This window comes from Streptomyces sp. NPDC050759 (assembly GCF_044456945.1).
Lineage (GTDB): Bacteria > Actinomycetota > Actinomycetes > Streptomycetales > Streptomycetaceae > Streptomyces.
Genome location: NZ_JBITGI010000013.1, coordinates 135,707 through 152,027 on the forward strand (window position 1 = coordinate 135,707; position 16,321 = coordinate 152,027).

The 16,321-nt window shown below is 66.8% G+C and carries 11 protein-coding genes; 4 read left to right on the top strand and 7 right to left on the bottom strand.

Features of this window, described 5'->3' with window-relative positions:
• Positions 1-116 precede the first annotated feature (116 nt).
• From ACIBJB_RS32620 to ACIBJB_RS32630, 3 genes are all read right to left on the bottom strand, one after another.
• Complete coding sequence (locus ACIBJB_RS32620; protein ID WP_398935913.1) at positions 117-911, bottom strand: hypothetical protein; 795 nt, start codon at positions 909-911, stop codon at positions 117-119.
• A 202-nt stretch (positions 912-1,113) separates the two neighbouring features.
• On the bottom strand, positions 1,114-2,331 hold the full coding sequence (locus tag ACIBJB_RS32625) for a hypothetical protein (protein ID WP_398935915.1): 1,218 nt from the start codon (positions 2,329-2,331) through the stop codon (positions 1,114-1,116).
• 481 nt (positions 2,332-2,812) lie between these two features.
• The gene (locus ACIBJB_RS32630; RefSeq protein WP_398935917.1) at positions 2,813-3,712 is read right to left on the bottom strand and encodes a DUF4238 domain-containing protein; all 900 of its coding nucleotides are present in this window, start codon (positions 3,710-3,712) and stop codon (positions 2,813-2,815) included.
• A gap of 643 nt (positions 3,713-4,355) precedes the next feature.
• Here ACIBJB_RS32630 and ACIBJB_RS32635 point away from each other — a divergent pair.
• Together ACIBJB_RS32635 and ACIBJB_RS32640 are read left to right on the top strand one after the other, a co-directional pair.
• Positions 4,356-5,599 (top strand): IS3 family transposase gene (locus ACIBJB_RS32635; RefSeq protein ID WP_398936216.1). Its coding sequence is split into 2 segments (ribosomal slippage): positions 4,356-4,686 and positions 4,686-5,599, totalling 1,245 coding nucleotides; the frame shifts between segments, so codons are not numbered across the junction.
• Positions 5,600-6,226: 627 nt separating this feature from the next.
• Positions 6,227-8,365: a hypothetical protein gene (locus tag ACIBJB_RS32640; protein ID WP_398935919.1), complete on the top strand. Its 2,139-nt coding sequence runs from the start codon at positions 6,227-6,229 to the stop codon at positions 8,363-8,365.
• 70 nt (positions 8,366-8,435) lie between these two features.
• Here the strand turns inward: ACIBJB_RS32640 and ACIBJB_RS32645 are convergent, their stop codons facing one another.
• The 3 genes from ACIBJB_RS32645 to ACIBJB_RS32655 all read right to left on the bottom strand — a co-directional run bounded on the left by ACIBJB_RS32645 (position 8,436) and on the right by ACIBJB_RS32655 (position 12,062).
• Positions 8,436-9,332 carry an SMI1/KNR4 family protein gene (locus tag ACIBJB_RS32645; protein ID WP_398935921.1) on the bottom strand — a complete coding sequence of 299 codons (897 nt, stop codon included), beginning with the start codon at positions 9,330-9,332 and terminating at the stop codon, positions 8,436-8,438.
• A gap of 231 nt (positions 9,333-9,563) precedes the next feature.
• Positions 9,564-10,388: an IS5 family transposase gene (locus ACIBJB_RS32650; protein ID WP_398935923.1), complete on the bottom strand. Its 825-nt coding sequence runs from the start codon at positions 10,386-10,388 to the stop codon at positions 9,564-9,566.
• 363 nt (positions 10,389-10,751) lie between these two features.
• Positions 10,752-12,062: an MFS transporter gene (locus ACIBJB_RS32655; RefSeq protein ID WP_398935925.1), complete on the bottom strand. Its 1,311-nt coding sequence runs from the start codon at positions 12,060-12,062 to the stop codon at positions 10,752-10,754.
• A 164-nt stretch (positions 12,063-12,226) separates the two neighbouring features.
• Here ACIBJB_RS32655 and ACIBJB_RS32660 point away from each other — a divergent pair, with 164 nt between their 5' ends.
• A complete protein-coding gene (locus ACIBJB_RS32660; RefSeq protein ID WP_398935927.1) occupies positions 12,227-12,403 on the top strand; it encodes a hypothetical protein in 177 nt (58 codons plus the stop codon).
• Between the two features lie 310 nt (positions 12,404-12,713).
• Here the strand turns inward: ACIBJB_RS32660 and ACIBJB_RS32665 are convergent, their stop codons facing one another.
• Positions 12,714-14,999 (bottom strand): PQQ-binding-like beta-propeller repeat protein, encoded by a 2,286-nt coding sequence (locus ACIBJB_RS32665; RefSeq protein ID WP_398935929.1) that lies wholly within the window; start codon positions 14,997-14,999, stop codon positions 12,714-12,716.
• Positions 15,000-15,300: 301 nt separating this feature from the next.
• On the opposite strand from ACIBJB_RS32665, the gene ACIBJB_RS32670 reads away from it, so the two are divergent.
• Complete coding sequence (locus ACIBJB_RS32670; RefSeq protein ID WP_398935931.1) at positions 15,301-15,993, top strand: DUF899 domain-containing protein; 693 nt, start codon at positions 15,301-15,303, stop codon at positions 15,991-15,993.
• The last annotated feature ends 328 nt before the right edge of the window (positions 15,994-16,321 follow it).

A 16,321-nucleotide genomic window follows, 5' to 3' on the forward strand; every position in this document is an offset into this window, starting at 1 on the left:
ACGAGCTCAGTGGTTCAGGGGGCTGACGGCGTGACCGAAAGCCCCCGCCCTGTCTGACTCAGGACTCGACATGGCCCGCACGCTACCGGACCGATGCCCCTCGAAGCATCTCGGTTTCACTGGCATTGCCCTGTGTCACCAACGTCATTTCCCGCAACATCTAGCTGTACAACAATGTCGCTCGCCACCGGGGCCCATCCCTCACCAAGAGGGGCCAGTGCATCGGCGGGAGCGGGCGTTCCGAGTGGCGCGCTGTATGCCCGTCCGGTGTGTTCCCACGACGTCGAGGTCAGTACGACCTCTTGATCGAATAGCTCAGGCTGGAGCACGAGGACTCCGGCGGATTGCAGGGCCCGAACATAGTTGAGGAGTTCGATCGCGCTGATCATCATCCAGGCGACCAGGGGTACTGCGGCGCGGAACCGTTCGGACAAGCCGAATGGATCAGTTTCCGTGAGCCGTTCAATGTCGTGGTGAACGACATCACCGTAGATCCACGCCATCGCCAACGTCTGGTCGTCCAGACCTGCGACCTGGCCGGTGTCGGCGTTACCGATCATGACCTGATAGCCGCTCTGACGCGTGGTGGTGGACCCAGTCCTCGCTCTCCACTCGGTCCGCGCTTCCTTCACCCATGTCGTCTCGTCCGGCAAGGACCGACAGAAGTACCCCACACCCGCCAGGGCCTTGAGGTATGAACAGGCGTCAGTCTCCAGCAGCAGAGGCCTGACCCTCGCGGCAGCCGATTCGACCACTTCTTCGGCCGGAAAGTCCTGCCGAAAAGTCGCCTCGCCGTCGTCATGGACAGTCACCGAATACGGTGCCGCAGCAAGAGTGACCAGAGCGTCCCAGTCGGCCGCGAGTGAGTGTGCCTCCATCCGGCGAGCGCGTAGTACGAACGCCTCAAGCATGGCGCGATGCCGTCTCGCCACGTCTGTGTCCGACGAAGTACCCGCTGTCATGGGCCTCTCCAGCTGTCTCAACTGTGTGGTCCAGCGCCTCGCGGTGAGAGGAAGCATGACGTGACAGGCATACAGATATCAATTCGTTTCAGCACAAGACGCAGGAACGATCACACTCTGGTCTACCCGGGCCGGTCCGGGGTGCACTCGGTCAGATCCAGGTCTGATCTTCGTTGGTGAAGACCGGCCACGGCTGCCATCCCACTGATCCCTTTGCCAGCACGCGATCCATGCCCCGGGCCCAGGTCGGGAGGTCGACCAGTTCGAGCAGCAGCCGGTTGATCTCGGCACTGTTCATGGATACACGGTGGCCGCTACTTCGGAGCTCCAGCACTGGTTGCCCTGGCCACGTAGGTTCAACGCCGTCGGGGAGCAACCACCGCACGTCCATGCCGCACTTGCCGAGTTCTTCTACAAGGGAGTCGGAGCACAAGGTCACGGTGAAGACCAGGAAGTCGGCGATGAGGGCGGCGCACTGTGCGGGATAGATCCCCCAGGGCGGGGTGAGCCGTCCGCGAGCCACGCTGTCGCCACTGGTAAAACAGATGCGGGTCCCCGTCGTCAGGCGGGAGCGCCGCAGTAGCGACGAGTACGCGGCTTCGAAACGCCGGCCCGCCTCTTCCTCGCCCCATCGTTTCCTTGCCGCTGAGAAGTCAAAGGCGAGCAGTGCCCTGCCACCGGGGATCTTCATGGTCTGGATGCCGCGCTTGTGAGCCAGGCTGAACGCATCTGCGAGTGCGGGAAGGTGGGTGACGTATGGCACGCCGGTATCGACGAGACGGGCACGGATATCTCCGGGAAGCCGGCCGAAGTTCCGGGTCGCCTCCGCAGCGGCTTTCAGACGCAGGTCCTGGATGCGGTCGCGTGCGTTCGGGTTCGACTTCAGCTCGTGGAGATAGATGTCCTGCCAGCCATCGTCGCCGTCGTGGAAGACCGTAGCGTCGCCGATGCGCAAGCAGTCGGTGACGTCGCGCAACAGCGTGAACCGGCGATGGTCGCGCCATTGTTCGGCGGCGAACTCGATCTCGTGCTGGGTCCCCTTCTTACCTAGATGCATCGGACCGGGCGACTCGTTGCGGCACAGAGCGAGGACGTAGGAGCGGTTGTAGCCCAGGACACGCCAAGCCATCGCGTCACCGATGGAGCGCAGCTGGCGGATGATCCGCTCGCACACGTCCAGCTCCAGCACCCATGCATCAACGTCGTACGGATCTCCATCCGGCAGTTCCGGAGCGTCAGACGGAAGCTTCTCTCCCTTTCGCAGACGCTTTGCCACGCGGGATCTCTCTGCCCGGGCCTGGGTCGCCGCCAAGGTGGCCGACAGTAGATTGTCCTGGAAAGTGAAGAAATCACCCGGGTTCTGGCACATGCGCAGATCGCTGGTGAAGCCGGCAGACCCTCCACCGTCTTCACGTGCGCGGGATGCTGCATGACAGCGTCGATTCGTGCGGGGGGCATAGCACTCAGGAGCGGCACGCCCTCAATCATCCCAAGCGCCTCCACCCTCCACCAGGCGTTTTACCGAGTCCCAGGCTGGATAGGGCGTTTCCCGGGCTGTCGACCACAGCCCAGGCAGCGCCGCATTGCCTTCAACGGGGTTTAGTGGCGCTCGTTTTGCACACCGTCACAACCGACGGCCACGGCACGTTGCCCGCCCCGTCCGGCTATGCGGAGCCCGGGCCATCGGCGGTGGCCCCGCTCATTCTCGCCCGGGTGCTGCGGCGCGATCAGGACCCGATCTCGCATGATGATGGGGCAACAGCACTCGGCGCCCTTGGGCACGGTCAGGAACTGTTGGATGTGTCCGCGCTGGGACCACGGACGCACGCCCCTGACGGGACCGAGCCCGGTCACGAAGCCGCGGCGCGGGGCGGCGGATGCTCAATCGTCCACCGGCGCTCGATGTTCCGGTTCGGCAGGAACACCGGGTACTGAAGCGCGTACTGGAGGGCCGAGTGCTCTTCTCCGGCCCAACGCCTTGGCTGGCGAGGGCTGTTCGGCTTCCAGTGCAGCCACGGGTCGTGGCGGGGATGGTGGATGACGAACTGATCCGCCACGTCATAGGCGACCTCAACCAGGGCCTTGCCGACGGCTCCCTCGACATGCAGGAGGTGGTCCGTGCGCTTGCGCGGGTCGGTCAACTGCTCGGCCGGGCTGGGAAGGAACAGGAGCCGGTGCGGGTCCAGGGGCAGCATGATGTCGCTCTGGGCCACGGCGAGAACCTGATCGTCCGCGTCAGGACGGTTCCATACGACCACAGGGACGTCGCTGGTGAGCAGGCACATGTCGCTGAAGCCCAGCCCCCAGGGGCGGTTGTACAGCACGGGCGCCAGGATGGCGATGTTCTCGACGATGTAGCGAAGGTGGGGGTTGTTCGCGGTGATCCAGGCGATGTTGTCAGGGACATCCGCCTCTTGCACGGACGGCGGCTGAGTATGGGCGAGGCGCTTGGGCTGGCGCGTCGTGCGAAGGATCTGCGCGGCCATCCACCAGGAAAGAGCGCCGCGTTGCTCGGGCGTGAGCGGCCAGTTCGGTGTCAGGGCCCAGTCCTTGTCGTCGAGAATCACTTTGAGGACGGCCTCGGCATTGCCCTCCAGAGCGGTGAACAACTCCTCGCATTCGTGATGGGGCACGCCGTCGATGGTCGTACCCCAGTAGAAGCCGCGTTCGGCGCCGATCGCGGTCGTCATCGCCGGGAATGCCTTGTCGGGGTTCTCGAGGCGCCGTACGCGCAGTTCGTACAGCAGCACGTATCAAGCGGCTTGAGCGGGTGTGTGGACACGGGCGGAGCCAGCAGAACCGCCCCTGTGTCCTGAAGAGCGAAGGATGCCCGGTACAGGCCGCGCAGGCCCGCGCGCATTGCCTCCACCCTGCCTTGTGTAGCCTGTCCGCCTGACACTCGAGTTCCTCAGCCAGCCCAGTGGGGCGCAGGTCATGGGTGGTGGCGTAGATGAAGACTTCCGAGCGGCTGGCCCAGGAACCTGCGAAGAATTTGTCGAACGCTGTGATGATGTGCGCCGGTGACAGCGTCGCCACGCGCTTTGACTGCAAGGTGGTGTAGCGACGGCCGGGATCGGTGCCGGCAGACGCAGCCGGATCGCGGGTGTCGCGGACGAACAGGTCGATGCCTTCCTGGCCCTGCCCCGCCGTGCCGTACAACTCGCGCCCGTCCCGCTCGGCCAGCCGCAGAAAGAGCCGCTCCGCATCCGGCCACGGCAGTTGATCCAGCGGCAGATAGTCGGCCTTGGTCGCAATCGGCGGCGCAACCTTGCCCGAAGGAGGAACACGCAGGCTTGTCGGCACCTCCCCCGACGGCCGCATGGAGCCTCCCCCTGAGTGGTGGACACGCTGATACTGGATCTGCTTGATCCGGAGAAAGCGAGACCACCGCCGATGGCGATGAAGGACTACTCGGACGAGTTCAAAGCCGATGCCGTGGACCTGTACGAGTCCACACCCGGGGCGACGTACAAGAGCATCGCCGCTGACCTGGGCATCAACCGGGCCACCCTGCGCGAGTGGGTCCTGCGGGACCGCGAACGCCGCGGCGTCAGCGCCGGCCCGGCGTCGACCGGGCAGACGCCGACCCCGACCGGGACGTCACCGTCCGCCGATCCGGACGAGCGGATCCGCCGACTCGAGGCCAGGGTCGCCGAGCTCGAGGTGACCGAGCGGAAGCTGGCGACCGAGCGGGACGTACTCCGCAAGGCGGCCAAGTATTTCGCCGGGGAGACGAACTGGTGGGGAGCCGCTTCCAGTTCGTCGACGACCACCGGACCACCAAGGAGGTGAAGCGGCTCTGCGAGGTCCTGGAGCTCAACAGGTCCAGCTACTACAATTGGCTCTCCGGTCGGTACGCCAGAGCGGCCCGGCAGCACAGGGACCGGATCCTGGCCGAGCGGATCCGCGAGGTCCACGGCGAGTCCGGCGGCGCCTACGGCTCACCGCGGGTGACCGTCGAGCTGAGGGAGAGGGGCCTGCAGGTCAACGAGAAGCGCGTCGCCCGGGTGATACGGGCGTTCTCCATCACGGGCATCCGCCTGCGCAGACGCGTGCGCACCACCGTCCCGAACCCGGCCACCTCACCGGTTGCGGACCTGTTCCAGCGGGACTTCACCGCCGCCGAGCCGGGGCGCAAGTACATGGGCGGAATCACGTATCTCCGGCTCTCAGGCGGGGAGTTCCTCTATCTCGCGGCCGTCCTGGACTGCTTCAGCCGCAAGGTCGTCGGCTGGTCCATCGCCGACCACATGCGCACCAGTTTGGTCGCCAACGCCCTGCGGATGGCAGCCTCGACCCGAGGCGGCCTGGACGGGGCCGTGTTCCACTCCGACCACGGGGCCCGATACGGCTCCCGGGCCTTCGCCAGCCTCTGCGACCAGCTCGGAGTGACCCGGTCGATGGGCGCGGTCGGCACCAGCGCGGACAACGCGGCCTGCGAAAGCTTCCACGCATCCCTGAAACGCGAGACCCTCCAGGGCGCCCACGACTACGGCGACGCCGGCACCTGCAGAAGGACCGTCTTCGCCTGGCTGACCCGCTACAACAGCCGCCGCCGGCACTCCGCCAACGGCCACCTCAGCCCCAACGAATACGAACGCCGACACCAGACCGCTAAACTCACGCTCGCCGCGTGATCAATAACCGCGTGCCCACCTTCACGGGGGAAGGCCCCTGCCTACCCAGCCCGGGGCATGGCGTCCGCACAAACAAGCCACCGCGTGGCGGGCGGCTGCACTGGCAGTTGGTGGGGCTGCCCGGTCATGCTCGTGCGGATGCAACAAGGGTGTCGGCCCGCTGCAGGCCTTCAGGCGCTTCAGTACACGGTGAACATCCCCCGGGTGAGGGCGTGGACCTAGGTCTCGGCGCGCCACACCCAGGTTGGCCGGACAGTCACGCGAGCGATGACCACCGATCGGCGGGCCTGCGGGACTGCCCTGTGTTTCCTTTGAGCACATAGGTTCGGGACGTCAATAGCGGCGGGACATATAGGGCCAACTGCCTGCGCCGGCTTGACGAGTTCGGTGTCCTCGCATCCTCGCTCAGCGAGCCCATTCCAGGAGCCGCTCGGCCAGATGGCGAGTCCTGCCCCATGCCTCCTGGTGCCTCGGACAAGGCATACCACGTCATCAACCTCCCGACTCCTGAGGCTCATTGCCGAGAGGGCCAGCTACACGTCTTCAGCGCCGACGTGGCTCCTGGCCTGAATGAGTCTCCGGCCTGCAAACCATGACTTTGATCATATTTCTTTCGACGGGGCCGTGATGGGGTCCGGGCTGGCATGCACAAGACATGCACCCACAAGGGGGATTGAGGAAGTGAGACCCTTATGCGCGTCAGGGTGGCGACAGGCCACCGTTGGTGCCGTGCTGTTGTTACTGGCCGGGGTGGGCACCGCAGCAGCGGCACCCGCCCCTCCCGTGCCCGTTGGCGAGGCTTCGCCGGCAACGCTGGCAGCAGCCGGGCCGCAGGACCTTACGGCCATCGCCGACGGGGGTGAGCGGCCGGCCTCGGGCAAGACGCCAGCGGCCGGCCCCAAGTTCACCAAATCGGGCACGGCCTGGCGGGTCATCTCTCCGGACGTGGTGCTGCGCAACACCGTGACCGATCCGGACGGGGACACCGCGAACCTGACGTTCCAGGTGTACACCACGAATGCGGACGGTACCCCAAAGGCTCAGGTCGATCTCGACGGGTCGGGCCAGTACGGGGTGCTGGTATCACCGTATGTGGCCTCGGGAGGCCTGGCGAAAGTGCCAGTTCCCTACGGCATCCTGAAGCCGGGCGTGCTGTACAAGTTCCGCACCTCCGCCTTCGACGGCAGCCTGTACGAGACGACCTGGTCGCCGTGGGCGGACTTCCGTATCGACCCGTACATGAAGTTCCCTGCAGCGCAGTCGTCTTCGACGATCGACAAGACCGCGCAGGAGATCGACGAGTTCACCCGCTCCGATCCGGGGCCGGCGCTGCCGACGTTTGACGCTAACGGGGCGGTGAAGCGGGAAGCTGCGCAGAAGCGCACCTGCGGCCAACAAGACGCCCAGGGCCGACAGCTGTGCATTGAGCTGTCCCCGCCCACCGCGGAGTCCAAGGCGCGTGCACACAAGCGCGCCCAGGCGCTGCGCGAGGCTGCCGAGGCCAAGGCCCGTAAGGCCGGTCGGTCTCCCGCCGCAGCGGCTGTCGCGCCCGCGGTGGAGCTGGTCGACTGGTGCTGGGACAAGGCGGCGGGCAAGGACTACATGACCCGCACCGAGGCATGCCTGAAGAACATCGGCTCGGCGAGACTGACGTTCGTGGACACAGGACGGGATGTGACGATCGGCTTCGCCACATTCGACTTCGAGCAGCGCATCAAGGCATATCCGAACAAGGGCGCCTCCGGATCGAACTTCGCCGAGTTCGACCAACAGATCGCGATCATGCCGGTCTCGATCGACCAGGCACTGCAGGGCGTCACCATGAAGTGGAACGTCGGCACGACATGCCAGTCGTGTGTGACGTCAAACGTGAAGTGGACCGACGGACAGAACAACCCCGCCGGGTCGACCGCGTACTGGGATGTGGACGGCACCAGCCCGCCGTACGGAGAGCGGTGGGGCCGGGTCACGACGCAGTGGAGCGGCACCGGCAAGGAGATCATCGACCTGGGCTGGTCGGTGACCGCCACCGTGGATGCCAGCGACACCGCCAGCGACACCGCGAACTTCGGCACCTCCGGGACCGACGCGATGCGGGAGCTCGCGCCGCGCTGCGACGATTACCTCAAATCATCGGCACCGGGCTGTGTGCTGCCGTTCTTCAAGCTGACGTGGACGGTGGACACAAACCTGTACCCGGCCGCCGGGGCGTACTACTGGTACATGCAGCAGGTGCTGCCCGACCACGCCGGATCCAAGCGGTGGGACTCGCTGATGCACTACCTGGGCCCGGATACCACGGTCAAGAACAGCGCCGGCAACCCATGGACTACGGAAAACAGCCGCAACATCATCTGCGGCGCCGGCTCCGCCTGGACCATCCACCCCTCCGACACGTCGGTGGGTGAGGTCCAGTGCGACGAGTTCGCGATGGCCTCGACCCACGAGTCGGGCGGTTATCCCAAGAGTGTCAACCTGGTGTCCTCGGGCACCAAGTGCGCCCAGCTGTTCACCGACAAGATGGGAGACGGTTCGGCGAACTTCGGCCTGCTCGCCGACACCCGCACTGTGGCCAACGGGCCAGGCGGCACGGAGCGGTGCGGGCGCGCGGCGATCCCGAAGGTGCAGAACCAGATGGCCTTCAACGGGTTCCCGGCTCCGCAGTGGCGGATGCTGGACGGCGACGGCTTCTTCGTGACCCTGCCGGGATACGAGCATTGCACGTCGGCCGCGACGACTTGCACGTGGAAGAAGATCGGCAGCTAGCGCGAGAGCCAGGATGTGAAAGAGGGCGCGGAGGCCAGCCGCCTGGGCCGGTCTCCGCGCCTCGCACGGGTCAATCCGTCAGGGACTGCCACCGGTCTTCCTGTACAGGGTCGATACTGCTCAGCCACACCAACGTCCCACCGATCAGCCCCGGCTTGTCCCGCGCGGCCAGAGCCGGGGATTCCAACATGTCGGCCATCTCTTCCAGATAGGTGACCAGCGTGTCGCGTTCTTCGCCCGGGACTTCGTTGTAGCGGGACCAACGGCCCAGGAAGCCGGTTGCGGCGTCCAAGTACAGGCCCGAGGTGTCATCGGCCGGCCCGAGGGCGATCACCGGAATCCAGGTCGCCTGCCACACCGTGATCCACTCCTCTTCGGGGCGCCCAGAGTTGAGGGTGTCCTCTTGGGTCTGAGCGGCCATCTTCATGCGGTAGAGGGCGCTCACAGCCTCCAGGGTCATCAAGGCCTTGTTGCCCGGAAGGCAGCCCCAGCCCTGGGCGCCGTCGTCGCCCGCCGTCAGCAGCCACAGGGCGCGCAGCTCAACGGGTAACTGGATGCCGAGGTCACTTTCCACGGCGGCGACTGCAGCGGCGCTCGCGCCGGCCCGAAGGGCCGCATGGGAGACGGGGGCGTTGATCCGGAGCCAGCCGGTGATGCGCCGCCAGGCGTCCGCGACCTCCCGTACGGTGACCGCCTCGGCGCCGGGATCGGCAGGCTGCTCTTGATGCTGCCCTTGCGGCTCATGCTGATCCGGGTTGTCGGCGGTGGACTGAGCGAAGGAGGCCGGGGTCACGTACCGGATCTCGATCCGGTCGGGCTCACGGATGTAGCCGACGGCCAGGGCTGGGCAGTCCTCGAAGAGGTCGCCGTCGATCATCACGGTGAGGATGCCGGGCAGAGCCGAAACCTCGCCCCTATCTGGGTCGTCCGCCAGCTGGCCGGCCAGGATCTTCAGCGCGTAGGGCACCCCGTCTCCGAGCTGGGAAGCGGTCTCACGGACGTGCGTGGGGATCTCGACGTTCACGGCCTGGTGCTCCTTGCGGGTCGGATGGGGACACAGCCCTTCACACGGGACGACGCAGAAGTTGACGGTAGCTCAGACGTGCCCGGTACGCGCAGTGGCAGCGGTCCGGTCTGGTGCTCGCGACACCCCGTCACTAAGTGAGCGTTTGGTTCTCCGTTGTCTGTTTCGTTTGGCTTAGCTGTCGCGCCAGTTGGTGGTGGTTTCGTGGGCGAGGCGGCGGATCATGAGGTTGATGGCGGCGATTTGGATCATGGCTGCTGATCGGTGGAGGTGGGTTTCGTAGTCGCGGGCCAGGCGGCGGTGGCGCATGAGCCAGCCGAGGGTGCGTTCGATCACCCAGCGGCGGGGCTGGACGTGGAAGCCGCGGGTGGTGGGGTCGCGTTGGACGATTTCGAGGTCGATGCCGAGGTGGCCGGCTTCTTCGACGGCTTTGGTCTTGTAGCCGTTGTCGGCCCAGGCTTTGGTGATGGTGGGGTAGCGCTCGCGGACGTTGGTCAGGAGCTGGGTGCCGGCGGCGGAGTCGTGGACGCTGGCGGCGGTGACGGCGACGGCCAGCAGGAGGCCGAGCGTGTCGGTGACGATGTGCCGCTTGCGTCCGATGATTTTCTTGGCGGGGTCGATGCCTTGGCTGGTCAGGTGGACGGTGGCGGAGGTTTTGATGCTCTGGCTGTCGATCAGGCAGGCGCTGGGCTCGCTGGTGCGGCCTCCGGCCTGGCGGACTTTGCCGCGTAATAGCCCGGTGAGCTGGTCGAAGATGCCGTCGGCTTCCCAGTGGGCGAAGTACCCGTAGACGGTCTGGTGGGGCGGGAAGTCGTGGGGCAGGTAGCGCCAGGGGATGCCGGTGCGGTCGACGTAGAGGATGGCGTTCATCAGGGCGCGCAGGTCGTGGGTGGGTTTGCGGATGCCGTTGCGGGCCTGGCGCCAAGCTTCGAGGGTGGGGCGGATGAGTTCCCAGCGGGCGTCGGACAGGTCGCTGGGGTAGGGTCGTGGGGGCTGCATGATGCCTGGGTACGCGGTGGCCGTCGGCCTGAGCAGGGCGTGTGCGGGGGTGCTGGGTGCATCGGGGCATGCATTCTCAACTCGGTGCGAACCGGTAGGTTCCTGAATGAGACAGGAGCTCTTGCCAGGAAAACCGGCGCATTGCCGTTCTGCTGATTGCCGCAGAAGCGGTGTTTCCGGCGAATCACTTCGTTGGGCGCTCGATCTAGCTCCCGAAATTCGCCATGAACCATCCAATACCAGAACCAAACGCTCACTTAGGATCCGCCCTCATCACCTGGGCACCTATCACGCTCATGACCCGTCGAATCTCGCGTGGCCAAGTCCCGGCGAGGGCCGCCCCCTCCAGTACGTAAGAGGTCCCTATCCTTCAGCCGCTCTTGGGACGGCAGCCCCAGAGGGGCGGCCGCTGTGGTCCTCCGCGGGAACAGATGAGGGCAGTTCACGCGCATTGGCCACCGGGCTGAGTGCCAGAATCGCCCAGGTGAAGGCCAGCGGAACGGTCATGACCCACATGGTCGGGCGGATACCGACGACCGAGCCGAGTACGCCTCCGAGGGCGGATCCGATGGCGATCGTGCCTTGGTTGGTAGCCATGGCGGCAGACGAGACCCGCCCCAGAAGGTGCGCCGGACAATAACTCTGACGAAATGTGCCGACCACGACGTTGCCCACAGCGATGCCCACACCGAGGAAGAACGCCCCGGTGCCGAACAGCAGCAGGCCCGCCCGGGACGTGGTGAGCGGCAGAAGAAGCGCGAAGGGGCAGGCCAGAGCCTGTGTGAGCACCATGGCGCGTGCGGTGCCCCAGCGATGGCACAGATGTGTGGCGATCACGGCGCCCAGAGTCCCGCCGAGGCTGGCGCACATGACCAGGAGGCCCACGGTGCCGGTGCTGACGCCGATGGTGCGGACGAGGAAGATGACCTGAACCGCCTGGTAGCCCATCAGCAGGAAGTTCAGGGTGGCGCCGTAGATCACGATGGGCCGCAGGTAGGGATCGTGTCCGAGGAAGCGCAGACCCTCAGCGATCTCGCCCACCAAGTTCTTGGCCGCATCCTTATGATCTGCGGGCCTATCCTCCGACGTCCGGATGCCGAGCAGGCACACAGTGGAGAGAAGGAAGGTGAGTGCGTCCAGCAGCAGCCCCGCGGTGGCCCCGAGGACCTGGGCGACGACCCCTGCCACGCTCCTGCCCAGCACTCGGGTACCGGCTTCACTGACCTGAAGCTTCGCGTTCCCGTCCGCCAGGTTCTCCCTCGACAGAACGGTCGGCACGTATGCGTGACAGGCCGTGTTGATGAACACCGCGGATGTACCGCAGGCCAACGCCGTGAGGAACAGATGCGTGATCGTCAACTGCTCCAGCCAGCCCGCGATGGGCACGCTGATATACATCACTGCGGACACGAGGTTGCAGACGATCATGATGCGGCGTCTTGGTAAGCGATCGACCCAAGCGCCAGCGGGCAATCCCAAGAGCAGCCACGGAAGCCACACCGCCGCCGCAAGAAGCCCCACCTGCAAGGCACTGGCCTGCAGGGCTAGTACGGCCACGAGCGGCAGTGCCACCGTAGTGATCCCGTTGCCCAGACCGCTCGCCGTCTCACCGATCCACAACAGGCGAAAATCCCGCTGCACCAGCACACCCCAACGGGCCTTCTTCGCAGGCATGGCCGTCCCCTCCCACGTCACGGCAACGCTACCTATGCCATGAGGCACAGCAACAGCGATGGCCCGCGGCTCATTTGACGCCGTGAGTGATCTGGCGCGCGTACCGTACGACGCGGGCGGTCGAGATTGACGGCGTCACGATCCCGCCGCGGGCTCAGGTGGCGATGTTGTTCGGTTCGGCCAACCGGGATCCGCGCAAGTGGCCGGAGCCGGACACGTTCGACATCGGCAGAGCACCGATGGACCACGTCGGGTTCGGCTCCGTCGTGCACGCCTGCGCCGGTCAGGGCCTGCGCGGGTGGAGGTCAACGCGATCCTGTCGGCGCTGCTGGGTCAGGTAGGGGCGATCCAACTGGCCGGCCCACCCCGGCGGCACCTCAACAACGTCATCCGGGGTCTGGAAAGCCTCCCGGTCACCGTGGCGCCGGAAGCACTCATATTGAGGACATTGTGGCCGACCGCGCGGTGTGCGGCCACGAGCTGCGCGGGGCGTTCGCCCGGCCATGCTCAAAATGGATTATGTGGATCTGGGGCCCCGTCGAGCCTCTTCAGGTTCGCGAAGTCATGTTCGTTCGCGGCGCGTCAGCGGCTGACCAGGCACAGGTGCGCCAGCCGCAGGGGCCGCTCTCCACTCCCGCCGGGCCCGAAAGGTCATACCCGTATCGCCCACAGTGTGCCGTTGTCGTCGAGGAGCACGATGGAGTCGCCGCTCGCGGCAGGGTCGCTCACGGCCGGGCTGTCGAACTGGCCTGTCCAGAGCGTGCGGCCGCGCTCCACTCCGACGATCCGCACGCTGGTCCAGCGCTGGAACACTCGTGCCTGCTCTGTCCCGGAGAGCAGGGCGTATGTGCGGGTGGTCTGCACTCGCTGAGTATCGGCGTGCCACCGTTCCCTTCCGTCGGCGGCGGCCAGGCACACCGGCCCCGACCTCGTGGGCAGGACGAACCCGCCCGCCACGCTGGTCGTCGCCCGTTCCATCAGGCCAACCTCTTCGTACGTACTGCCGTACGTCCAGATCCGCTCGCCGGTGAGTCCGTTCAGTGCGGTCGGATTCCGGCGGGACCCCGCGGGCAGTGGAAGGAACACCGTGGTGCCCGACACCAACTCGTCGAGCGGCTGATAGGCCCCGATGATGAATTCCGGTTTGGTCTTCTGGAACGGGGTCCGCCACATCACCTCACCTGTGTCCGCCTTGCGACAGACGAGGTCGAGGGGGACTGTTCGGCCGGTCTCGTAGCAGAGCAGACCCTCACCCAGGGCCTGCGCCAGGTCGCCGTGCGGGTCGTAGTCGGAGCGTGTCCACAGCGTCTCGCCCGTCTTGCCGAGTACGGCGATTCCGCCGCTGCAGAGGATCAGGTCGCCGGCCAGGACCCATGTGGCGTCGTAGGGGGCCGACACGTCGATCCCCCATCGCGTGTCGCCGGTGCGTGTATCGATTCCGGTCACCGAACCGCCTTCTCCGGTGATCAGCAGGCCGCTGGGCCGGTGCACGGCCAGCCCCATGTCACTGTCGGAGACCGGCCGCTGCCACCGGCGCTCGCCGGTCGCGGCGTCGAAGGCGTGCACCCGTCCGCCTTCCTCATCGTTGTCCTGGACCAGGGCGAGTACCGTGCTGTTGACGACCGTGAAGCGCGCTGCGCGGGCCCAGGCCGCGTCGAGGGACACCCTCCACAGACGCTTGCCGGTGGCAAGGTCGAAGGTGTGGAGCGCGGCGGTCTTCTTGTTGTCGTGGCCTGCGGCCACATGACACCGGCCGTCGGCCAGGACGACGTCCGGACCGTTGGAGTTGATCACGTCGACGTCTGCGATCTTCTGCGACCAGGCGACCGGGTCCCGCTCGGGGTCGCCGGTCAGGTACATCGCCGCTGCCCCTCCGGCGACCGCGACCGCAGCGACGCCCGCGCCCCTCCGGAGCAGGCTGCGCCGGCTCATACCGGTTCCATCGAGCGGTCCGACAGACGCCTGAACCGTGGATGCCGCCGCGAGATCGTCGGAACCGGGGGCAGCCGAAGGCGCTGAACTCGGCCCGTGCTCCTCCCTGTCGACTACGGTGGGGGTGTAGCGACGGGCCGCGGGTACGGCCTGCCGCACACCACTGAGGCGCCGCAGCTCCTCGGCGAGCACAGCGGCCGATTCGTATCGCTCGCGCGGGTCCTTGGCCAGCAGTCGACCGACCAGGCGGTCCCACGGAGCGGAGACGCCGGGCGCGAGGTTGCTCGGCGCGGGAGCCGGATCGTGAAGGTGCGCCGTGACGTACCCGAGAACGTCCGGGGCGACGAACGGCAGCCGCCCGGTGAGCAGTTCGAACAGCACACACCCGAGGGAGTACAGGTCGCTGCGCTGCTCGGGGCGCCCGCGTGCCTGCTCCGGTGCCATGTACGCGGCCGTGCCCACCATGAACCCGGTCTGCGTCAGCCGGTCACCGGTGGCCGAGGCGTCGGCGGCGCGGGCAATCCCGAAGTCGAGCACTTTCAGGCTGCCCGAGGCCATGACGAACAGATTCGCGGGCTTGATGTCGCGGTGGAGGATGCCGGCAGCATGCGCCTCACCCAGCGCGTCACACACCTGTGTCCCCCACTGCGCCACCTCCTCCTCGCCGACGGGGCCGCTCCGGACGACGGCGTCCAGGCCCTCGCCCCGGAGCAGCTCCATCACGAGGAACGGCGTCGTGCCCTGACCGGTGGCTGCCTCACCGAGGTCGTGGACGGTCACGATATGGGGATGCTGCAGCGCGGCGGTGATCCGCGCCTCCCGAAGAAACCGGGCGCGCGCCTCGTCGGCCCGACTGCCGCCACCCGAAAGGACCGAGATCACCTTGACCGCGACCGGCCGCCGCAGACTGACGTCCTGCGCCTCCCACACCTCCCCCATCCCGCCGCGCCCCAGCGGGCGCACCAGGCGGTAGCGGTCAGCGAGTATCGGATCCCGGTCGTCCACAGCCCCAAGCCCCCGGTAGTAAGCGGTTTTCTCGGCAGCGTTGATCGTAGACCGTGCCACCGATGACCCAGGATCCGGGCGACAGTGCCCGTCCGGTCATGGGATGCGCTCGAAACGACTCGCCGCCCCTGGGCCGAGACGGCTTCGGCGCATTCGGAGTCGGTGAGCGGAGCTTGTCGAGGAGGCACCGAACGCGTTGACGCCCCCTTCGCGCAGGGGCGGCTGGGGCCGATGAGTTCCGGGGCCCGGTGGGGTCTACCTCTGCACGAGCGAAAGCTGCACACGAGTTCTGTGAGGGACCATGACCACCCACGCACTACCACCCGTCGTCGACGCCGCATCTTGGGAGCGCCAACTCGAGGCGCTGCGTGCCCGGGAGAAGGCCGCGACGCGGGAGCTTGACGCCATCGCCGCCGAGCGTCGTCGCCTGCCGATGGTCGAGATGCCCGACTACACCCTGGAGGGCGAGGACGGCCCCGTTCGGCTGGCGGACGTCTTCGAAGGCAAGAGGCAACTGATCGTCTACAACCACATGTGGTTCGCCGGCAAGGAATGGCAGTGCCCGGGCTGCACGGGGTTCACCTCGCAGTACACCCGCCTGGAGTTCCTGGACAACTACGATGCGCGATTCGTCATCGTCACCCAGGGCCCGATCAAAGAGGCACTCGCCTACCGGCAGCGGGTCGGCAACCAGATGACGTGGTACTCGACTGCCAACAGCACCTTCGGGGCCGACGTCGGTGCACCGCCCGACGCAGGATTCGCGGTCAACGTGTTCCTGCGCGACGGCGACACCGTCTATCGCACCTGGCACACCAACGGCCGGGGCACCGAACAGCTCAGTCACACCTTCCCGCTGATCGACGTCCTGCCGTACGGACGGCAGGAGGAGTGGCAGGACTCGCCCGAGGGCTGGCCTCAGTCGCCCACCTACAGCCGGTGGGCGACGTCCAAAGACATCGCTGCGCTCTATGGCCCGGGCTCCGGCGGCTGAACGACCTGCATCACGGCCGGTGAGCGGGCGAACTCGGTCATGCTGCCGGTGCGCGACGGGTTGACCATCGCCCGGCGTCCACGTAACTGCTGGACGAGTTGCTTACGCGCTGCTCGGCCGGGCCTCCTCGGGGTCTCGTCACGTGGCACCCGCACTCCCAGCGGGTGTCGCGCACCCGCCATCCCTCGGGCTCGCCGTCCGCCTGATCACCCACCGCCACGTCCACGACGAAGGTCCGCATGAACGCCCGTCGCGTCACCCTCCTGCTGCGGGCGTTGCTGGCGCTGACGAACACCGAGATCTCCCGGTGACAGACGATCACCCTGAG

What these genes read in the sequence shown, in the direction of transcription:
- ACIBJB_RS32620 (WP_398935913.1), bottom strand. Translation starts at nt 911, where the DNA reads ATGCTTGAGGCGTTCGTACTACGCGCTCGCCGGATGGAGGCACACTCA.
- ACIBJB_RS32625 (WP_398935915.1), bottom strand. Translation starts at nt 2,331, where the DNA reads ATGTGCCAGAACCCGGGTGATTTCTTCACTTTCCAGGACAATCTACTG.
- ACIBJB_RS32640 (WP_398935919.1), top strand. Translation starts at nt 6,227, where the DNA reads ATGGGGTCCGGGCTGGCATGCACAAGACATGCACCCACAAGGGGGATT.
- ACIBJB_RS32650 (WP_398935923.1), bottom strand. Translation starts at nt 10,388, where the DNA reads ATGCAGCCCCCACGACCCTACCCCAGCGACCTGTCCGACGCCCGCTGG.
- ACIBJB_RS32655 (WP_398935925.1), bottom strand. Translation starts at nt 12,062, where the DNA reads ATGCCTGCGAAGAAGGCCCGTTGGGGTGTGCTGGTGCAGCGGGATTTT.
- ACIBJB_RS32660 (WP_398935927.1), top strand. Translation starts at nt 12,227, where the DNA reads ATGTTGTTCGGTTCGGCCAACCGGGATCCGCGCAAGTGGCCGGAGCCG.
- ACIBJB_RS32670 (WP_398935931.1), top strand. Translation starts at nt 15,301, where the DNA reads ATGACCACCCACGCACTACCACCCGTCGTCGACGCCGCATCTTGGGAG.